This is a genomic window from Pseudomonas sp. NY15354 (assembly GCF_048068075.1).
Taxonomy (GTDB): Bacteria; Pseudomonadota; Gammaproteobacteria; order Pseudomonadales; family Pseudomonadaceae; genus Aquipseudomonas; species Aquipseudomonas guariconensis_C.
Genome location: NZ_JBLUPV010000001.1, coordinates 162,820 through 181,764, shown reverse-complemented (window position 1 = coordinate 181,764; position 18,945 = coordinate 162,820). Strand labels below are relative to the sequence as shown.

Here is an 18,945-nt window from a genome sequence, read left to right as displayed (position 1 = left end):
GTCGCTTGCCCCCACCCGATAGCGCGCTAACATCAATCATCTGGAAAGTTGATACAGCGCACTCAAGTCGCCAGTCCTTACAACCGATATATTGCCAACGACAGGATGAATGACGGCCATCACCTGCCGCGACAATCGGTCGATAGTGTATTGCCAAGGGTAATGGCAAAATAATGGCGCGCGCATGGATTAAGGAAACCCCATTGAAGCTGGAATTTCGGAACAGCTTGTCGGTCAAGTTGCTCAGGGTCGTGCTGCTCTCGGCGCTGGCTGTCGGCGTCGTCCTCAGCTGTGCGCAGATCGTCTATGACGCCTACAAGACTCGTCAGTCCGTCAACCACGACGCCCAACGCATCCTCGACATGTTCCGAGACCCTTCTACCCAGGCGGTCTACAGCCTTGACCGGGAGATGGGCATGCAGGTCATGGAAGGCCTGTTCCAGGATGCTTCCGTGCGCGCGGCTTCCATCGGCCACCCTAACGAAACCATGCTCGCGGAAAAGTCCCGCCCGCTGCAGGACATGCCTGCGCGCTGGCTCACCGACCTGATCCTCGGCCAGGAACGCACCTTCACCACCCAACTGGTCGGCCGCGGCCCCTACAGCGAATACTACGGTGACCTGAGCATCACCTTGGACACCGCCACCTATGGCGAAGGCTTTCTGATCAACGCGGTGATCATCTTCATCTCCGGCGTGCTACGCGCGCTGGCGATGGGTCTGGTGTTGTACCTGGTCTATCACTGGCTGCTGACCAAGCCGTTGTCCAAGCTCATCGAGCACCTCACCCAGATCAATCCCGACCGCCCCAGCCAGCACGAGATCCCGCTGCTCAAAGGCCACGAGAAGAACGAGCTGGGGCTGTGGGTCAACACCGCCAACCAGTTGCTGGCCTCCATCGAACGCAACACCCACCTGCGTCACGAGGCCGAGAACAGCCTGCAACGCATGGCCCAGTACGACTTCCTCACCGGACTGCCCAACCGCCAGCAGTTGCAACAGCAACTGGACAAGATCCTCGTCGATGGCGGCCGCCTGCAGCGCCGGGTCGCGGTGCTGTGCGTGGGCCTGGATGACTTCAAGGGCATCAACGAGCAATTCAGCTATCAGGTCGGCGACCAACTGCTGCTGGCCCTGGCCGATCGCCTGCGCGCCCATAGCGGCCGCCTCGGCGCCCTGGCGCGGCTCGGTGGCGACCAGTTCGCCCTGGTCCAGGCCGACATCGAACAACCCTACGAGGCCGCCGAGCTTGCCCAGAGCATCCTCGACGACCTGGAAATGCCCTTCCCGCTGGATCACCAGAACATCCGCCTGCGCGCCACCATCGGCATCACCTTGTTCCCCGAAGATGGCGACAGCACCGAAAAACTGCTGCAAAAAGCCGAGCAGACCATGACCTTGGCCAAGGCCCGCTCCCGCAACCGCTACCAGTTCTATATCGCCAGCGTCGACAGCGAGATGCGCCGGCGCCGCGAGCTGGAAAAGGACCTGCGCGAAGCCCTGCCGCGCAACCAGCTGTACCTGGTGTACCAACCCCAGATCAGCTACCGCGATCATCGCGTGGTCGGCGTCGAGGCCCTGCTGCGCTGGCAGCACCCGGAACTGGGCATGGTGCCGCCCGATCAGTTCATCCCCCTGGCCGAGCAGAACGGCAGCATCATCGGCATTGGCGAGTGGGTGCTCGACCAGGCCTGCCGCCAATTGCGCGAATGGCACGACCTGGGCTTCAGCGACCTGCGCATGGCCGTCAACCTGTCCACCGTGCAGTTGCACCACAGCGAATTGCCACGGGTGGTCAACAACCTGTTGCAGATCTACCGCCTGCCACCGCGCAGCCTGGAGCTGGAGGTGACCGAGACCGGCCTGATGGAAGACATCAGCACCGCCGCCCAGCACTTGCTGAGCCTGCGTCGCTCCGGGGCGCTGATCGCCATCGATGACTTCGGGACCGGCTACTCCTCGCTCAGCTACCTGAAGTCCTTGCCGCTGGACAAGATCAAGATCGACAAGAGCTTCGTCCAGGACCTGCTGGACGACGATGACGACGCCACCATCGTCCGGGCCGTCATCCAGCTGGGCAAGAGCCTGGGCATGCAGGTGATCGCCGAAGGCGTGGAAACCGCCGAGCAGGAAGCCTACATCATCGCCCAGGGCTGCCATGAGGGGCAGGGCTATCACTACAGCAAGCCGCTGTCGGCTCGCGAACTGACGGCATTCCTCAAACACGCGCAGCGCAACCAAGTCACGGCGTTCTGACCCCACCACCACGCGATTGCGAAAGCGACCCTTGCGCATCAATCGCGCACATGCCCCTTTACACAAAATGCAAATCTTTCGCATTATGTTGCGGTTTCGCAGGCCACACTGTCCAACCACACGACGCAGGATACCTACAATGATTCGAATGCCTCTGGCCTCCGCCAGTCTGCTGGCCATCGCCATCGCCCTCGCCGGTTGCGGTGAGAGCAAGGATGACAAGGCTGCCGCGCCGCAAGCCCAGGCACCGGCTGCCGCCAGCGCTACCGCAGCGCCCGGGGCTGTCGACGAAGCGGCCGGCAAGGCCGTGGTCAAGCACTACGCCGAGATGGTCCATGCCGTCTACAGCGACTCGCTGAGCACCGCCAAGACCCTGCAGACTGCCATCGACGCGTTCCTGGCCAAGCCCAACGACCAGACCCTGAAGGCTGCGAAAGACGCCTGGGCCGCTGCCCGCGTGCCGTACCTGCAGAGCGAAGTGTTCCGCTTCGGCAACACCATCATCGACGACTGGGAAGGCCAGGTGAACGCATGGCCCCTGGACGAAGGCCTGATCGACTACGTCGACAAGAGCTACGAGCACGCCCTGGGCAACCCGGCGGCCAGCGCCAACATCATCGCCAACACCGAGGTACAGGTCGGCGAAGAGAAGGTCGATGTCAAGGACATCACGCCAGAGAAGCTGGCCAGCCTGAACGAGCTGGGCGGCTCCGAGGCCAACGTCGCCACCGGCTACCATGCCATCGAATTCCTGCTCTGGGGCCAGGACCTCAACGGTACCGGCCCAGGCGCTGGCAACCGCCCGGCTTCGGACTACCTGGAAGGCCAAGGAGCCACCGGCGGTCACAACGAGCGCCGTCGTGCCTACCTGAAGGCCGTGACCCAACTGCTGGTCCAGGACCTGGAAGAAATGGTCGCCAACTGGGCGCCTAACGTCAGCGACAACTACCGCGCCAAGCTGGAAGCCGAGCCAGTGGCCGATGGCCTGCGCAAGATGCTGTTCGGCATGGGCAGCCTGTCGCTGGGCGAACTGGCCGGTGAGCGCATGAAGGTCTCTCTGGAAGCCAACTCGCCAGAAGACGAACAAGACTGCTTCAGCGACAACACCCACTACTCGCACTTCTACGACGCCAAGGGCATCCGCAACGTCTACCTGGGCGAGTACACCCGCGCCGACGGCTCCAAGCTGACCGGTCCGAGCTTGTCGGAGCTGGTAGCCAAGGTCGATCCGGCCACCGACGCCACCCTCAAGGCGGACCTGGAAGCCACCGAGGCGAAGATCCAGGTCATGGTCGATCACGCGCTCAAAGGCGAGCATTACGACCAACTGATCGCTGCCGACAACGCTGCCGGCAACCAGATCGTGCGTGACGCCATCGCCTCCCTGGTCAAGCAGACCGGCGCGATCGAGCAGGCCGCTGGCAAGCTGGGCATCGCCAACCTGAACCCGGACACCGCCGATCACGAGTTCTGATCCTTAAAGCAGTGGTTCGACAGAGGCGGCCTTTGGGCCGCCTTTTTCTTGACCGCGAAAAATCCATGCCGCAGACCCGAGCCAACGAAAACCTGACACCGATTTCATCAAGGCAATTGCAAATTGCTCTTATTCAAATTCCGTCACCCTGCTAAGCTTGCACGCCGGTTTTTTAGCACTCACCCAGGATCCTCGATGCCCGCGTCGCTGCTCCGACTCTCCCCCCTGCTACTGGTCGCCGCCCTGGCCGCCTGTGATGACGCCCCGCGTTTCACCCAGGCCGAGCCCGACGAAGCCCTGTCCGCAGGCAAGGCCACCGTGCAGCGCAGCGACCGCAACGCGTTTTCCCTGCCGTCAGCCAACCTGTCGCCGCAGCGGCGCCTGGACTTCAGCGTCGGCAACAGCTTCTTCCGCAATCCCTGGGTGATTGCTCCCTCCACCACCACCGCCCGTGACGGCCTGGGCCCGTTGTTCAACACCAACGCCTGCCAGAACTGCCATGTGCGCGATGGGCGCGGCCACCCACCCGAGCCCGACGCCAGCAACGCGGTCTCGATGCTGGTGCGCCTGTCGATTCCCGATCAGCCGCAGTACGCCAAGGAGATCGAACGCCTGGGCGTGGTGCCGGAGCCGGTGTATGGCACGCAACTGCAGGACATGGCCGTCCCCGGCGTGGCGCCGGAGGGCAAGGTGCGGGTGGCGTACACCACCCAGACCGTCACGTTCAAGGACGGCCATACGGTCGAGCTGCGTCGTCCGGCACTGCAGATCACCCAGCTCGGCTATGGGCCGATGCACCCCGAGACCCGTTTCTCCGCCCGGGTGGCACCGCCGATGATCGGCCTGGGGCTGCTCGAAGCGATCCCCGAGGCCGCGATCCTGGCCAACGCCGATCCGGACGACCGCAACGGCGATGGCATCCGTGGGCGCGCCAACCAGGTGTGGGACCAGGCCATGAACAGGACCGTACTCGGTCGCTTCGGCTGGAAGGCCGGGCAGCCCAACGTGAACCAACAGAACGTCCATGCCTTTGCCGGCGACATGGGCCTGACCAGCACCTTGCAACCGGTCGATGACTGTACCCCCGCCCAGCTCGATTGCCTGGCCGCGCCCAACGGCGACGGCGCCGGCGGTGAGAAGGAAGTCAGCGACAACATCCTGCGCCTGGTCACCTTCTACACCCGCAACCTGGGCGTGCCGGCACGTCGCGACGTCGGTGCGCCCCAGGTACTGGCCGGCAAGAATCTGTTTTTCCAGGCTGGCTGCCAGGGCTGCCACACCCCGCAGTTCACCACGGGGCCCGACACCCACGAACCCGAACTGGCCAACCAGGTGATCCGTCCGTACAGCGACCTGCTGCTGCACGACATGGGCCCGGACCTGGCCGACAACCGCAGCGAATTCAAAGCCTCCGGGCAGGACTGGCGTACCCCGCCCCTGTGGGGTATCGGCCTGACCGAAACGGTCAGCGGCCACACCCAGTTCCTGCATGACGGTCGCGCCCGCAACCTGCTCGAAGCCGTGCTCTGGCACGGTGGCGAAGCCGAGGCGGCGCGCAACCATGTACTGACCTTCAATGCCGAGCAACGCACCGCGCTGCTGGCCTTTTTGAACTCACTTTAACGCGCAAGGAGCCGGGCATGTTCCGACCCAAACTGTTGTTCACCAGCCTCGCCGCACTCGCCCTCGGTGCTTGCTCGCCCCAGGACCCACAGGCCGTGACTTCCGCCGCCATCGCCAAACAGGTGATCCTGCCGACCTACAGCCGTTGGGTCGAAGCCGACCGCCAGCTCGCCGCCAGCGCCCTGGCTTACTGCGAAGGCAAGGCGTCCCTCGAAACCGCCCGCACCGACTTCCTCAACGCGCAAAAGGCCTGGGCCGAGCTGCAACCGCTGTTGGTCGGCCCCCTGGCCGAAGGCAACCGCGCCTGGCAAGTGCAGTTCTGGCCAGACAAGAAGAACCTGGTCGGCCGTCAGGTCGAGCAGTTGGTAGCCGGCGACAAGCCTATCGACGCCGAGGCTCTGGGCAAGGCCAGCGTCGTGGTCCGTGGCCTGTCCGCGTACGAGTACATCCTGTTCGACAGCAAGCCGGACGTCGCAACGCCCGAGCAGAAGGCCCGCTACTGCCCGCTGCTGGTGGCCATCGGCGAGCACCAGAAGGCCCTGGCCGAAGAGATCCTCAAAGGCTGGAACAGCACCGATGGCATGCTCTCGCAGATGACCAAGTTCCCCAACCAGCGCTACGCCGACTCCCATGAGGCGATCGCCGACCTGCTGCGTGCCCAGGTCACCGCCCTGGACACCCTGAAGAAAAAACTCGGCGCCCCAATGGGCCGCCAGAGCAAGGGTATTGCCCAGCCACTGCAGGCCGAAGCCTGGCGCAGCCAGTCCTCGCTCAAGAGCCTGGAAGCCAGCCTCAAGGCCGCCCAGGCGGTATGGGTCGGGGTCGACAACCAGGGCCTGCGCGCTCTGCTGGGCAAGGACCAGGCTGCCCTGGCGCAAAAGATCGACGACGCCTACGCCGCCTCGCTCAAGCTGCTGGAGGCCAACCACAAGCCGTTGGGCGAACTGCTGGCCGACGACGCCGGCAAACAGACCCTCGACCAGATCTACGACAGCCTCAACGCCGTCCATCGCCTGCACGAGGGCGACCTGGCCAAGGCGTTGAACATCCAGCTGGGCTTCAACGCCAACGACGGTGACTGATCATGCTGCGACGCCAGGCCCTCAAACTCGGTAGCGTCGTGCTCAGCGCCCTCACCCTGGGCGGCTGGAGCCTGTTTCGCAACAACGGCAGCGAACCTCTGCTGCTCTCGGCGCGCGACGATGGCGACGGTCGGCACTATGCCGTCGGTTACCGGCTGGACGGCACCCAGGTATTCGCCACCCAGGTGGCCCAGCGTTGCCATGACATCATTAACCACCCCCAGCGCCCCATCGCCCTGTTCGTGGCTCGTCGCCCAGGTACCGAAAGCTACCTGATCGACCTGCGTGACGGGCGCCTGCTGCAGACGCTCACCTCGCAAGCGGACCGGCACTTCTACGGCCATGCGGTGATTCACAGGAGCGGCGAATGGCTGTATGCCACCGAGAACGACACCACCGACCCCGGGCGTGGCGTGCTGGGCGTCTACCGCTTCGAGGGCGATCGCGTGGTCCATAGCGGCGAAATCCCTACCCACGGCATCGGCCCGCATCAGGTGTCCTGGCTGCCGGACGGCGAAACCCTGGTGGTGGCCAATGGTGGTATCCGCACCGAGGCCGAGAGCCGCGTGGAAATGAACCTCGATGCCATGGAGCCCAGCCTGGTGCTGATGCGCCGCGACGGCACCCTACTGAGCAAGGAAACCCTCGCCCAGCAGATGAACAGCGTGCGCCACCTGGCCATCGGCAGCGACGGCACCATCGCCGCCTGTCAGCAGTTCATGGGGGAGGCCCACGAGACCGCCGAGCTGCTGGCGATCAAGCGCCCGGGCGAGCCATTCAAGGCCTTCCCCGTGCCTGAGCGTCAGCTGCAGTCGATGGCCCAGTACACCGCCAGCGTCGCCATCCACAGCGACCTGCGCCTGGTGGCGTTGACCGCACCGCGGGCCAACCGCCTGTTCATCTGGGACCTGGACAGCGGCGCAGTCAGGCTCGACGCACCGATGCCGGACTGCGCAGGCGTGGGCGCGGTGAAAGACGGTTTTGTGGTCACCTCCGGTCAAGGGCGTTGCCGGTTCTACGATTGCCGCAAGGCCGAGCTGGTCGGCCAGCCGATGAACCTGCCGTCCGGGTTCTGGGACAACCACCTGCACCTGGCCTGAACCACGGGGCTGCGTTGCAGCCCCGATGGACTTAACTGACCGCCAGGTCTATTCGCCCTTTCCTCATCGTCTGAAAACAGGCAATACTTCCTTCATCCGCACGTGGGCAGGATCGCCCGTTGTCGTGCCATACGAACAACACTATCCAAGGAACCGGACTATGCTGCGCCGCCGCATGCTGATCATGTTGGCCGTGGTCCTGCTGATCGTACTGACCCTGGGTGGCATCAAGGCGTTCTCGATCTACAAGCAGATCCAGATGTTCTCCGCACCGAAACCACCGGTCAGCGTAGCTGCGGCGGTGGCTGAACAGCGCCAGTGGCAGGAGCGCCTGCCGGCGGTCGGCAGTCTCAAGGCGTTCCAGGGCGTGGAGTTGAGCCTGGAAGTGGCCGGCACGGTCAAGTCGCTGCACTTCGAGTCGGGCCAGAAGGTCAAGGCCGGCCAGCTTCTGCTGCAACTGGACCATGACCAGGAGACCGCGCTGCTGGGCACCGCACAGGCCGACCTGGGCCTGGCCAAGGTGGATTTCGGCCGAGGCAGCCAATTGGTCGGCGATTCGGCGATCTCCCGCGGCGAGTTCGATCGCCTTACCGCCCAGTACCGACGCAACCAGGCGGTGGTCGACCAGCTCAAGGCCTCCCTGGCCAAGAAAAGCATCAGCGCTCCCTTCAGCGGCACCATCGGCATCCGCCAAGTGGACGTGGGCGACTACCTGGCCAGCGGCACGGTGATCGCCACCCTGCAGGACCTCTCCAGCCTCTACGTCGACTTCAACGTGCCCGAGCAGGCCCTGCCGCAGTTGAGCCTCGGCCAGCAGGTGCTGGTGCAGGTGGCGGCCTATCCGGGTCAGACCTTCCCCGCCAGCCTGAGCGCCATCAACCCCAAGGTCGAGGAAAGCACCCGCAACCTGCTGCTACGCGCCACCCTGGCCAATCCCGATGGAAAATTGCTGCCAGGCATGTTCGCCAGCCTACTGGTGCTGCTGCCTGACCCTCACCCTCAGGTAGTGGTCCCGGAAAGCGCCATTACCTACACGCTCTATGGCAATTCGGTGTACGTGGTGGCCGAGAAGAAAGACAAGAGCGGTCAGGTGGAAAAGACCACCGACGGCCAGCCGCAACTGGTCGCCGAACAGCGCACGGTCAAGACCGGCGAACGTCGCGATGGTCTGGTGGTGGTGGGCGAAGGCCTCAAGGCCGGCGAACAGGTGGTGACTGCCGGCCAGCTGAAGCTCACCCCTGGCGCGGCCATCCGCATCAGCGCGGACAAAGCCCTCCAGCTGGACGGCCAGCGCGCCCCCGGCGCCGACTGATCAGGAGGCTGGCATGGCGTTCACCGACCCGTTCATCCGCCGCCCCGTCCTGGCCAGCGTGGTCAGCCTGTTGATCCTGCTGCTGGGTTTCCAGGCCTGGAGCAAGCTGCAGATCCGCCAGTATCCGCAAATGGAAAACGCCCTGATCACGGTGACCACCGCCTACCCCGGCGCCAACGCCGAGACCATCCAAGGCTACATCACCCAGCCCCTGCAACAGAGCCTGGCCAGCGCCGAGGGTATCGACTACATGACCTCGGTGAGTCGCCAGAACTTCTCGGTGATCTCAATCTACGCACGCATCGGTGCCGACACCGACCGCCTGTTCACCCAACTGCTGGCCAAGGCCAACGAGGTGCGCAACAAGCTGCCACAGGACGCCGAGGACCCGGTGCTGAGCAAGGAGGCCGCCGACGCCTCGGCGCTGATGTACATCAGCTTCTACAGCCAGCAAATGAGCAACCCGCAAATCACCGACTACCTCTCGCGGGTTATCCAGCCCAAGCTGGCCACTTTGCCAGGCATGGCCGAGGCGGAAATCCTCGGCAACCAGGTGTTCGCCATGCGCATCTGGCTGGACCCTGTGAAGCTGGCGGGCTTTGGCCTTGCGGCCACCGACGTGACCAACGCGGTGCGCCGCTATAACTTTCTCTCCGCCGCCGGCGAAGTGAAGGGCGAATACGTGGTCACCAGCATCAACGCCACCACCGAGCTCAAATCCGCCGAGGCATTCGCCAAGCTGCCGCTCAAGACCGTTGGCGACAGGCGCGTGCTGCTGGGCGATGTAGCCCGGGTGGAAATGGGCGCGGAGAACTACGACACGGTCAGTTCCTTCGATGGCACGCCCTCGGTGTACATCGGCATCAAGGCCACGCCCGCCGCCAACCCGCTGGAAGTGATCAAGGAAGTGCGCCGGATCATGCCGACGCTGGAAGCGGAGCTGCCCTCGAACCTCAAGGTCTCCATCGCCTATGACGCCACCTTGTTCATCCAGGCCTCCATCGACGAGGTGATCAAGACCCTCGGCGAGGCCGTGCTGATCGTCATCGTCGTGGTGTTCCTGTTCCTCGGCGCCCTGCGCTCGGTGCTCATCCCGGTGGTGACCATTCCACTGTCAATGATCGGCGTGCTGTTCTTCATGCAAATGATGGGCTATTCGCTGAACCTGCTGACCTTGCTGGCCATGGTGCTGGCGATCGGCCTGGTGGTGGATGATGCCATTGTCGTGGTGGAGAACATCCACCGGCACATGGAAGAAGGCAAGACGCCCTTCGAGGCCGCGCTGGAAGGCGCCCGGGAGATCGCCATGCCGGTGGTGTCGATGACCATCACCCTGGCGGCGGTCTATGCCCCCATCGGTTTTCTCACGGGCCTGACCGGCGCGCTGTTCAAGGAGTTCGCCTTGACCCTGGCTGGCGCAGTGGTCATCTCCGGCATCGTCGCCCTGACCCTGTCGCCGATGATGTGCGCCCTGCTGCTGCGCCACGAAGAGAACCCCAGCGGCCTGGCCCATCGCCTGGACGTGCTGTTCGACGGTCTCAAGGTCCGTTACCAGCGCCTGCTGCACGCCACCCTGAACAGCCGGCCGGTGGTGCTGGTGTTCGCCGTGATCGTCCTGTGCCTGATTCCCGTACTCCTGATGTTCACCCACAACGAACTGGCCCCGGATGAGGACCAGGGGGTGATCTTCATGATGAGCAACGCGCCCCAGACCGCCAACCTGGACTACCTCAACGCCTACACCGATGAGTTCACGCCGCTGTTCAAGACGTTCCCCGAATACTACTCATCGTTCCAGATCAATGGTTTCAACGGCGTGCAGAGCGGCATCGGCGGCTTCCTGCTCAAGCCCTGGAACGAACGCGAGCGCACCCAGATGGAGCTGTTGCCGCTGGTGCAGGCAAAGCTTGAGCAGATCGGCGGCCTGCAGATCTTCGGTTTCAACCTGCCGTCGCTGCCCGGCACGGGCGAAGGCCTGCCGTTCCAGTTCGTGATCAATACCGCAGGCGATTACCCTGCCCTGCTGGACGTGGCCCAGCGGATCAAGGCGCGCGCCCAGGCGTCGGGCAAGTTCGCCTTCCTCGACATCGACCTGGCGTTCGACAAGCCCGAGGTGGTGGTGGACATCGACCGGGCCAAGGCCGCGCAGATGGGCGTGTCCATGGATGATCTGGGCGGTACTCTGGCCACGCTGCTGGGCGAGGGGGAAATCAACCGATTCACCCTCGAAGGACGCAGCTACAAAGTCATCGCCCAAGTCGAGCGGCCCTATCGAGACAACGCCGGCTGGCTCAGCAACTACTACGTGAAGAACGATCAGGACCAACTGCTGCCCCTGTCGACCCTGATCACCGTCAGCGACCGCGCCCGGCCCCGACAGCTCAATCAGTTCCAGCAGCTTAACTCGGCGATCATCCAGGGCTTTCCACTGGTCAGCGTCGGCGAGGCGCTGCAGACCGTACAGGCGATCGCCCACGAGGAGGCGCCGGAAGGCTTCTCGTTCGACTATGCCGGTACCGCACGGCAGTTCGTCCAGGAAGGCAGTGCGCTGTGGGTCACCTTTGGCCTGGCGCTGGCGATCATCTTCCTGGTGCTGGCGGCGCAGTTCGAGAGTTTCAGGGACCCGCTGGTGATCCTGGTCACGGTGCCCCTCTCCATCTGCGGGGCATTGCTGCCGCTGTTCCTCGGGGTCTCGAGCATGAACATCTACACCCAGGTGGGGCTGGTGACGCTGATCGGCCTGATCAGCAAGCACGGCATCCTGATCGTCGAGTTCGCCAATCAGTTGCGCGAGCGCATGGGCGTGGATGCGCGCGAGGCCATTGAAGTGGCCGCCGCCATACGCCTACGGCCGGTGCTGATGACCACGGCCGCCATGGTGTTCGGCATGGTGCCGCTGATCCTGGCCACCGGGGCTGGTGCGGTCAGCCGCTTCGACATCGGCATGGTGATCGCCACAGGCATGTCGATCGGCACGCTGTTCACCCTGTTCGTGTTGCCGAGCATCTATACGCTGCTGGCGCACAGGAGCGCAGTGAAGGCTTGAGGCAGCGCTGCCCTCTTCGCGGGTAAACCCGCTCCTACAACACCCGTGTCGATTCGTAAGGCATCGCCGAACCTTTCCTACTACTGGCGCACGTTGCTCTCAAGGGCACCGCCGAACCTGTGGGAGCGGGTTTACCCGCGAAGCGGTCAACACAAAATCGGCGGACATAAAAACGCCAGGGGCCCTTCATTGGGCCCCTGGCGTTTGTCCATCACGCGCTCGATCAACCGAACGGTCGCAGCCCTTGGCGCATACCGAACAGGAACAACAACAGGTCATGATCCGGCTGGACCGTGCTCTGCTGCTTCACTTCGTGGGGCACCGCGCACAGGCCCCCTATCTCGGCCTTGCTGAACACGGCCGGTCTCGGCTCTTCCCAGGCCGCCACCGCAACGGTGGTCACAGCCAGTGCCGCGACCAGGAACAAAGCTCGAGCGATTTCTAGTTTCATTGCTCTAACCCTTTGACAGCGCTGCCAAACGCCATCTGGTAAAAATAGAGCAGGCTCTGCCACTCTGCGTCGTTGAATGACGAATGGCGCCGTAGCTGGCGCAGGTCCTTGGCAGCGGCGCGCTGGCAACTGATACGCCGACGGCACTTTTCCAGGTCCAGCAGCGCGACTTCGACCCGGGCCCGCTCACCCTCACCGATAACCTTCACGAACACATGCTTGCCATACAGGCAACCGTGCTGCCAGTGGCCCAGGTGCATACGCGCCAGGTTGTCGGCCAACTCCTTGAGCATGCGTTCATGCAGCACCTGTGGATAACGCTCGCGGGCACCTTCGGCGTGCCAAGTGTCCAGGTCGACGAACCCGTCGAGCGCCTCGCTCACCAGCAGGGCTCGCCACTGGTGGTCGGCACCCCGCTCGGCGCCGGCGAAAACCAGACGCGGCACACGCACGCCGAGCTGCTCGAAACTGTTCAGGGCATCCAGCTCACGCAGTACCGTCGGACGGCCGAACGGATGGCGCAGGCTGCGATAGATGTGACCGACCTGGCGCTTGGCGTACAGGACCCTTCCCTTCGCATCGCTCAGGCGCTGCACACCACTCTCACCGCCGCGCCGCTGGTTGGGCTCTTCCACCCATTCACCCTGCTGCTGCCAGTAGAACTCGAAATCGGACACTGCATTGCCGGCCACTGCCATGAACACCTACCCCTTGCGTAATACGTACACCCGCCACATCGCATAGAACGGCAGGAAATCCAGACGGTCCTGAATTCTGAAACCGGCTGTAACAAACTCATTCTCGATGGTATCGACAGGCAACACAAAGCGATTTTGATAGCTGCCCTGCGCAGCCTTGGCACTGCGCCGCTGCTCAAGCTTCTTGCGTCGCCAGGCCTTGAAGTTGCCGTCCACCCAGAGGGACAAGATCACGCTGTCGCGGCTGACCCGATGAAACTCCGAGAGGATTGTCTTGCGGTGGGCAGGGTCGCCGATGTGGTGGAACAGGCGCATGCAGAAAATGCTGTCCACGGCGTTGTCCGGTAAATCGATAGCGAACGCAGAGGTCTGCAGGGGACGCACCCGGGCAACCACCTCGGGCGGCTGGGAGGTGCAGGCGGTCTCGATCATGTCGGCGGAGTTGTCGGCGCCGATGATCACCCGGTTGGGCTTTTCCGCCAGCAACGGCCAGAAACGCCCGGCACCGCACGGCAGATCGAGCACCAGGCCAGGCTCACCCGCCAGCGCCAGGGCGCGGCGGGCCAGTTGTTCGTCACGGTGGTGAGAGAGGCGGCGAGCCAGACCATCCTGGTGTTTGAGGAAGTACTCCTGGGCATGCTGACGGTCGTACTTCTCGGAAAATGGGAGTTTGATCGGGCTCCGCATCGGACATCTCCTGATTCAATTCCGCCCACTCTAGGGAGCGAAGCGTTGGAATCAGGTCATGCCAATGTGAAAAATACGTCATGCCTGCAACAGGATATTTCAGATATCACCCCAACAGTGGGGTCTGGCCACCTATCTCGCTCCCCGTCGCTATCACCTTGCCCTTGCTCAGATCCACCTGGAAACGACAGCCATGGGGCAAAGTCGCCGTCAGGGTAACGCGCCAGCCCTGGTCGTCGCAGATCCGCTGCACCAGCGACAAGCCCAGGCCCAGGCCTTCGCCGCGGCGTTCGTCGCCCCGCACGAAGGGGCGGAACATCGCTTCGCGCTGCTCCTCGGGAATGCCCACGCCGCTGTCCTCGACACTAAAGCCGCTCGGCTCCAGGCTAAGGCGGATGTAACCGCTGTCGGTGTAGTGGGCGGCGTTGCGCAAGAGATTGCCCATCACCGATTGCAGGAAGGTCGCGTTGTACAGCACCGGGCTCGCGCTGACCCGGCCATCGTAGTAAAGGGTCAGGCCCTTCTGCTCGATGGTATCGCGCCATACGCCCACCAGGTCGTCGGCCACTTCGCTCAAGGTCGCCTGGGAGGCGACCGCCCCTTCGTCACGCTGGGCACGGGCGAGCATCAGGAAGGTCTTGACCAGTTCACGCATCTCCTCGGTCGCCCGCGCAATGCGCTCCACCTGACTGCGTGAACGGCTGTCCAGGTTGGGGTTTTCGATCAACAGTTCGCAGGAGGTGGCCAGCACCATCAGCGGTGTGCGCAGCTCATGGCTGACATCGCTGGTGAACAACCGCTCGCGAGTCAGGGCATCACGCAGACGGCCCAGCGTATCGTCGAAGGCCACGGCCAACTGGCCGACCTCGTCTGCCGCATAGTCCGGCGCCAGAGGCGGAGCCAGGCCCAGCAGCTGGTCCCGGTGGCGGACCTGCCGGGCCAACCGGATGACCGGTGCCATCACGCGTCTTGCCAGCAGCCAGCCCAGGGTCACCGCCAACACCAGGCTGAGCACGAAGCCCACCACCACGACCGCGAACAGCACCCGCTCACGCTCTTCGAAATCGCTCTGGTCCTGCAGCAGCACATAGCGCCGTCCATCGACGATCTCGACCATGGCGTGGTAGGAAAGCTGGTCGCGGAACACCTCGTGGAAGCCCGGCGTCAGGTGCCGCAAGTCCTTGGGCAACTCGAAATCGTCACGTCCGCCGCTGAAATAGAACAACTGGTCGGGACGAGGTCGGTGACTCCAGTCGCTGATGCTGTCCATGCGCAGCAGACGCTGCAGGTCGCCGCCGAGCACGGCGGAAATCAGCCGTTCCTCGACCAGGTGGACCGTGGCGACGATACCGAAGGCGAAGGCCCCGGCGACCAAGGCGCTCATCAACGCAAAGGCGATGATGATGCGCTGGGCAAGGCTTTGCTTAAACTCCATCACGGCCCTCGGCGAGGCGATAGCCGACGCCATGGACGGTATGCAGCAAAGGCTTTTCGAACGGTTTGTCTATCACCTGGCGCAGTTGATGGACATGGCTGCGCAGGCTGTCGCTGTCGGGGCAATCGTCCCCCCAGAGGGCTTCTTCCAGCACCTCGCGGCGCAGCACGTGCGGGCTCTTCTGCATCAGCACCGCCAGCAGCTTGAGGCCGACGGGGTTGAGTTTGAGCAGACGGCCCTGGCGGGTGACTTCCAGGGTGTCGAGGTCGTAGCTCAGATCGGCGACCTGCAGCGTGCGCCGGCCACCGCCCTGGGAGCGGCGCAGCACCGCCTCGATACGCGCCGCCAGCTCCGACAGGGCAAAGGGCTTGAGCAGGTAATCGTCTGCGCCGGAGCGAAAGCCCTGCAAGCGGTCGTCGAGCTGGTCGCGGGCGGTGAGCATGATCACCGGGGTATCACGACGGGCGTCTTCGCGCAGGCGCTTGCACAGCGTGTAACCGTCGATCCCGGGCAGCATGATATCGAGGACGATCAAGTCGTAGTGCTCGGTCGCCGCCAGGTGCAGCCCGGACAGGCCGTCCTGGGCGCAGTCGACGGTATAGCCTTTCATCCCCAGGTAGTCGGCCAGGTTGGCGAGGATATCGCGGTTGTCTTCAACCAGTAGAATGCGCATCGGTTTCTCCTGTACGACGCTTTCGCTCTGCGCGGCAGGCGCAGCTTAAGGCCATCGCCCGCGCCGCGCCAGCCTTGGAGGCATTTGGCCGTTGCTGACGTAATTTTCACTGATCCTTCACGAACCCAGGATAGCGGCAGGCCGACAATGCCCGGCATTTATCGTCCCTGGAGCCGTCATGCAAGTACCCACCCGCCCCCGCCCGATCAACCTCTGGCTGTACCTGGGCATTCCCTTTGTCACCGTACTGGCCCTGCTCCTGAGTGAATGGACCTCCGTGGACATGGACGTGGCCAACCTGGCGTTCGACCCGGTGGCCGGGCAGTTCATCGGCCGTCACAGCTACCTGCTGGAAAATATCCTGCATGACCGGGTCAAGCAGATCGTGATCGTCCTAGGCTTGCTGTCCATCGTCGCCTTCATCGCCAGCTTCTTCTGGTCGCGCCTGTTCGGCTGGCGTCGCGAACTGGGTTGCCTGGTTCTGTCGCTGGCGCTGTCCACCTCGTTCGTCACCCCGCTCAAGGCGGTGACCGCAGTGCAGTGCCCATGGAGCCTGAGTCAGTTTGGCGGCAAGGAAACCTATAGCAAACTGCTGGAACATCGCCCGCAAACCGACAAACCTGGTCGCTGCTGGCCGGGCGGCCATGCGGCGACGGGCTTCAGCCTGTTCGCGCTGTTCTTCATGCTGCGTGATCGTCGACCACGCCTGGCCCGCGCAGCGTTCACCGTGGCCTTCGTGACCGGAACCGTGTTGTCTATCGGCCGTATGCTGCAGGGGGCGCACTTCCTGTCACACAACGTGTGGACGGCGGTGTTCTGCTGGTTGATCGGGCTGGGCTGCTATTACCTGGTCTTGTATCGCCGAGGCGTCGCTGTGGAGGTGGTGCCTCAGCGCAGCATTGCCTGAAACAACAGGGGCGCTTGGCGCCCCATCGCAGGCTGTCGCCAGTACCCACATCACCCGTAGATCCCTGTGGGGTTTACCCACGAAAAGCTGTACCACGATTGCAAAACACACGCCCAAGAAAAAGCCCCGCACTAGGCGGGGCTTTTTCATACAGCGGGTAAGGCTGGCTTACATCATGCCGCCCATGCCACCCATGCCGCCCATGTCAGGCATGCCGCCTGCAGCTGGCTTGTCTTCCGGCAGGTCGGCAACCATGGCTTCGGTGGTGATCATCAGACCACCGATCGAAGCTGCGGCTTGCAGAGCCGAACGGGTGACCTTGGCTGGGTCCAGGATACCCATCTCGATCATGTCGCCGTATTCGCCGGTAGCGGCGTTGTAGCCGTAGTTGCCCGAACCTTGCTTGACCTTGTCAGCGACAACGCTTGGCTCGTCGCCGGCGTTGGCAGTGATCTGGCGCAGCGGCGCTTCGACCGAGCGACGCAGCAGGGCGATACCGACGTTCTGGTCTTCGTTGTCGCCTTTGAGATCGGCAACAGCCTGCAGAGCGCGAACCAGGGCAACACCACCGCCAGGTACAACGCCTTCTTCGACGGCTGCGCGGGTAGCGTGCAGGGCGTCTTCAACGCGGGCTTTCTTCTCTTTCATCTCGACTTCGGTGCCAGCACCGACCTTGATCACGGCAACACCGCCAGCCAGTTTGGCCAGACGCTCTTGCAGCTTCTCACGGTCGTAGTCCGAAGAGGTTTCTTCGATCTGGGCACGGATCTGCTTGACGCGTGCTTCGATGTCGGCATCGGAGCCAGCGCCGTCGATGATAGTGGTGTTTTCCTTGGACAGGATGACGCGTTTGGCGTTACCCAGGTGCTCCAGGGTGGTGGTTTCCAGGGTCAGGCCGATTTCTTCGGAGATGACCTGGCCGCCGGTCAGGGTGGCGATGTCCTGCAGCATGGCCTTGCGGCGGTCGCCGAAGCCAGGTGCCTTGACAGCAGCGACCTTGACGATGCCGCGCATGTTGTTGACGACCAGGGTAGCCAGGGCTTCACCTTCGACGTCTTCAGCAACGATCAGCAGCGGACGGCCGGCTTTGGCAACGGCTTCCAGCACTGGCAGCAGTTCGCGGATGTTGGAGATCTTCTTGTCGACCAGCAGCAGCAGCGGGCCTTCCAGCTCGGCAACCATGGTGTCCGGCTTATTGATGAAGTACGGCGACAGGTAGCCGCGGTCGAACTGCATGCCTTCTACGACGGACAGTTCGTTTTCCAGGCCCGAGCCTTCTTCAACGGTGATGACGCCTTCTTTGCCGACTTTTTCCATGGCTTCGGCGATGATTTCACCGATGGAGGTGTCGGAGTTGGCGGAGATGGTACCTACCTGGGCGATGGCCTTGGAATCGGCGCAAGGCTTGGACAGGCTCTTGAGCTCGGCGACGATGGCAGCGGTGGCCTTGTCGATGCCGCGCTTGAGGTCCATCGGGTTCATGCCGGCGGCAACGGCCTTCAGGCCTTCGTTGACGATGGCCTGAGCCAGAACGGTAGCGGTGGTGGTGCCGTCACCGGCTGCGTCGTTGGCCTTGGAAGCGACTTCCTTGACCAGCTGGGCGCCCATGTTCTCGAAGGCGTCCTTCAGCTCGATTTCCTTGGCGACGGAAACGCCGTCCTTGGTGATGGTCGGAGCGCCGAAGCTCTTGGCCAGGACAACGTTACGGCCTTTCGGGCCCAGGGTCGCTTTTACCGCGTCAGCCAGAACGTTGACGCCAACCAGCATTTTTTTACGGGCGGAATCGCCGAATTTTACGTCTTTAGCAGCCATGATCGTTTAATCCTTGAATTCTAGAATGCTTCTGGAAACCGGGAGGGGAATCAGCCTTCGACGACAGCGAGGATTTCGTTCTCGCTCATCACCAGCAGGTCTTCGCCGTCGACTTTGACGGTGTTGCTGCCCGAGTAAGGGCCGAAGACCACTTTGTCACCCACTTTGACGGCCAGGGCACGAACTTCGCCGTTGTCCAGGATGCGACCGGTGCCGACGGCGACGACTTCGCCGCGGTTTGGTTTTTCAGCGGCCGAACCCGGCAGGACGATACCGCCAGCGGTTTTCGATTCTTCTTCGCTGCGACGGATGACGACGCGGTCATGCAGAGGACGAAGCTTCATTGTCGATCTCTCCCAAATTGTGGTTTTCATCGGCCGGTGTCGATAC

The 18,945-nt window shown here is 63.4% G+C and carries 15 protein-coding genes; 8 read left to right on the top strand and 7 right to left on the bottom strand.

The features are described from left to right. Positions 1-203: 203 nt before the first annotated feature. The 7 genes from ACNFCH_RS00825 to ACNFCH_RS00795 all read left to right on the top strand — a co-directional run bounded on the left by ACNFCH_RS00825 (position 204) and on the right by ACNFCH_RS00795 (position 11,892). Positions 204-2,255: a putative bifunctional diguanylate cyclase/phosphodiesterase gene (locus ACNFCH_RS00825; protein WP_416742091.1), complete on the top strand. Its 2,052-nt coding sequence runs from the start codon at positions 204-206 to the stop codon at positions 2,253-2,255. A gap of 139 nt (positions 2,256-2,394) precedes the next feature. Then, on the top strand, positions 2,395-3,729 hold the full coding sequence (locus ACNFCH_RS00820; RefSeq protein ID WP_337158598.1) for an imelysin family protein: 1,335 nt from the start codon (positions 2,395-2,397) through the stop codon (positions 3,727-3,729). 195 nt (positions 3,730-3,924) lie between these two features. Continuing rightward, positions 3,925-5,352, top strand: a complete 1,428-nt coding sequence (locus ACNFCH_RS00815; protein ID WP_416742090.1) for a di-heme oxidoredictase family protein — start codon at positions 3,925-3,927, stop codon at positions 5,350-5,352. Between the two features lie 17 nt (positions 5,353-5,369). Beyond that, entirely contained in the window at positions 5,370-6,434 is a 1,065-nt protein-coding gene (locus tag ACNFCH_RS00810; protein WP_337158596.1) for an imelysin family protein, read from the top strand. A 2-nt stretch (positions 6,435-6,436) separates the two neighbouring features. Further along, complete coding sequence (locus tag ACNFCH_RS00805) at positions 6,437-7,534, top strand: DUF1513 domain-containing protein (protein ID WP_416742089.1); 1,098 nt, start codon at positions 6,437-6,439, stop codon at positions 7,532-7,534. A 160-nt stretch (positions 7,535-7,694) separates the two neighbouring features. Further along, positions 7,695-8,846 carry an efflux RND transporter periplasmic adaptor subunit gene (locus tag ACNFCH_RS00800; protein WP_337158594.1) on the top strand — a complete coding sequence of 384 codons (1,152 nt, stop codon included), beginning with the start codon at positions 7,695-7,697 and terminating at the stop codon, positions 8,844-8,846. 13 nt (positions 8,847-8,859) lie between these two features. Beyond that, positions 8,860-11,892: a multidrug efflux RND transporter permease subunit gene (locus tag ACNFCH_RS00795; protein ID WP_416742088.1), complete on the top strand. Its 3,033-nt coding sequence runs from the start codon at positions 8,860-8,862 to the stop codon at positions 11,890-11,892. Between the two features lie 223 nt (positions 11,893-12,115). Here the strand turns inward: ACNFCH_RS00795 and ACNFCH_RS00790 are convergent, their stop codons facing one another. The 5 genes from ACNFCH_RS00790 to colR form a co-directional block, all read right to left on the bottom strand. Continuing rightward, positions 12,116-12,343 (bottom strand): hypothetical protein, encoded by a 228-nt coding sequence (locus tag ACNFCH_RS00790; protein ID WP_337158592.1) that lies wholly within the window; start codon positions 12,341-12,343, stop codon positions 12,116-12,118. Further along, positions 12,340-13,041: a lipopolysaccharide kinase InaA family protein gene (locus ACNFCH_RS00785; RefSeq protein WP_337158591.1), complete on the bottom strand. Its 702-nt coding sequence runs from the start codon at positions 13,039-13,041 to the stop codon at positions 12,340-12,342. Before ACNFCH_RS00785 ends, ACNFCH_RS00790 begins: the two co-directional genes overlap by 4 nt. A gap of 6 nt (positions 13,042-13,047) precedes the next feature. After that, the gene (locus ACNFCH_RS00780; RefSeq protein ID WP_196163064.1) at positions 13,048-13,728 is read right to left on the bottom strand and encodes a class I SAM-dependent methyltransferase; all 681 of its coding nucleotides are present in this window, start codon (positions 13,726-13,728) and stop codon (positions 13,048-13,050) included. A gap of 106 nt (positions 13,729-13,834) precedes the next feature. Next, positions 13,835-15,163, bottom strand: a complete 1,329-nt coding sequence (locus ACNFCH_RS00775; protein WP_337158589.1) for a HAMP domain-containing sensor histidine kinase — start codon at positions 15,161-15,163, stop codon at positions 13,835-13,837. Then, positions 15,153-15,836, bottom strand: coding sequence for a two-component system response regulator ColR (colR, locus tag ACNFCH_RS00770; RefSeq protein ID WP_043213544.1), 684 nt, complete (start codon positions 15,834-15,836; stop codon positions 15,153-15,155). The genes ACNFCH_RS00775 and colR overlap by 11 nt, the downstream gene beginning before the upstream one ends. Positions 15,837-16,014: 178 nt before the next feature. On the opposite strand from colR, the gene ACNFCH_RS00765 reads away from it, so the two are divergent. Continuing rightward, the gene (locus ACNFCH_RS00765; protein WP_337158588.1) at positions 16,015-16,743 is read left to right on the top strand and encodes a phosphatase PAP2 family protein; all 729 of its coding nucleotides are present in this window, start codon (positions 16,015-16,017) and stop codon (positions 16,741-16,743) included. Positions 16,744-16,911: 168 nt separating this feature from the next. On the opposite strand, the gene groL is transcribed toward ACNFCH_RS00765, so the two are convergent. Beyond that, positions 16,912-18,555 carry a chaperonin GroEL gene (gene groL / locus ACNFCH_RS00760; protein ID WP_070092367.1) on the bottom strand — a complete coding sequence of 548 codons (1,644 nt, stop codon included), beginning with the start codon at positions 18,553-18,555 and terminating at the stop codon, positions 16,912-16,914. A 50-nt stretch (positions 18,556-18,605) separates the two neighbouring features. Next, on the bottom strand, positions 18,606-18,899 hold the full coding sequence (locus tag ACNFCH_RS00755; protein ID WP_009395550.1) for a co-chaperone GroES: 294 nt from the start codon (positions 18,897-18,899) through the stop codon (positions 18,606-18,608). Between the last annotated feature and the right edge of the window lie 46 nt (positions 18,900-18,945).

What these genes read in the sequence shown, in the direction of transcription:
- ACNFCH_RS00805 (WP_416742089.1), top strand. Translation starts at nt 6,437, where the DNA reads ATGCTGCGACGCCAGGCCCTCAAACTCGGTAGCGTCGTGCTCAGCGCC.
- ACNFCH_RS00765 (WP_337158588.1), top strand. Translation starts at nt 16,015, where the DNA reads ATGCAAGTACCCACCCGCCCCCGCCCGATCAACCTCTGGCTGTACCTG.
- groL (WP_070092367.1), bottom strand. Translation starts at nt 18,555, where the DNA reads ATGGCTGCTAAAGACGTAAAATTCGGCGATTCCGCCCGTAAAAAAATG.
- ACNFCH_RS00820 (WP_337158598.1), top strand. Translation starts at nt 2,395, where the DNA reads ATGATTCGAATGCCTCTGGCCTCCGCCAGTCTGCTGGCCATCGCCATC.
- ACNFCH_RS00795 (WP_416742088.1), top strand. Translation starts at nt 8,860, where the DNA reads ATGGCGTTCACCGACCCGTTCATCCGCCGCCCCGTCCTGGCCAGCGTG.
- ACNFCH_RS00800 (WP_337158594.1), top strand. Translation starts at nt 7,695, where the DNA reads ATGCTGCGCCGCCGCATGCTGATCATGTTGGCCGTGGTCCTGCTGATC.
- ACNFCH_RS00755 (WP_009395550.1), bottom strand. Translation starts at nt 18,899, where the DNA reads ATGAAGCTTCGTCCTCTGCATGACCGCGTCGTCATCCGTCGCAGCGAA.
- ACNFCH_RS00815 (WP_416742090.1), top strand. Translation starts at nt 3,925, where the DNA reads ATGCCCGCGTCGCTGCTCCGACTCTCCCCCCTGCTACTGGTCGCCGCC.
- ACNFCH_RS00790 (WP_337158592.1), bottom strand. Translation starts at nt 12,343, where the DNA reads ATGAAACTAGAAATCGCTCGAGCTTTGTTCCTGGTCGCGGCACTGGCT.
- ACNFCH_RS00775 (WP_337158589.1), bottom strand. Translation starts at nt 15,163, where the DNA reads ATGGAGTTTAAGCAAAGCCTTGCCCAGCGCATCATCATCGCCTTTGCG.
- ACNFCH_RS00785 (WP_337158591.1), bottom strand. Translation starts at nt 13,041, where the DNA reads ATGGCAGTGGCCGGCAATGCAGTGTCCGATTTCGAGTTCTACTGGCAG.
- colR (WP_043213544.1), bottom strand. Translation starts at nt 15,836, where the DNA reads ATGCGCATTCTACTGGTTGAAGACAACCGCGATATCCTCGCCAACCTG.
- ACNFCH_RS00780 (WP_196163064.1), bottom strand. Translation starts at nt 13,728, where the DNA reads ATGCGGAGCCCGATCAAACTCCCATTTTCCGAGAAGTACGACCGTCAG.
- ACNFCH_RS00810 (WP_337158596.1), top strand. Translation starts at nt 5,370, where the DNA reads ATGTTCCGACCCAAACTGTTGTTCACCAGCCTCGCCGCACTCGCCCTC.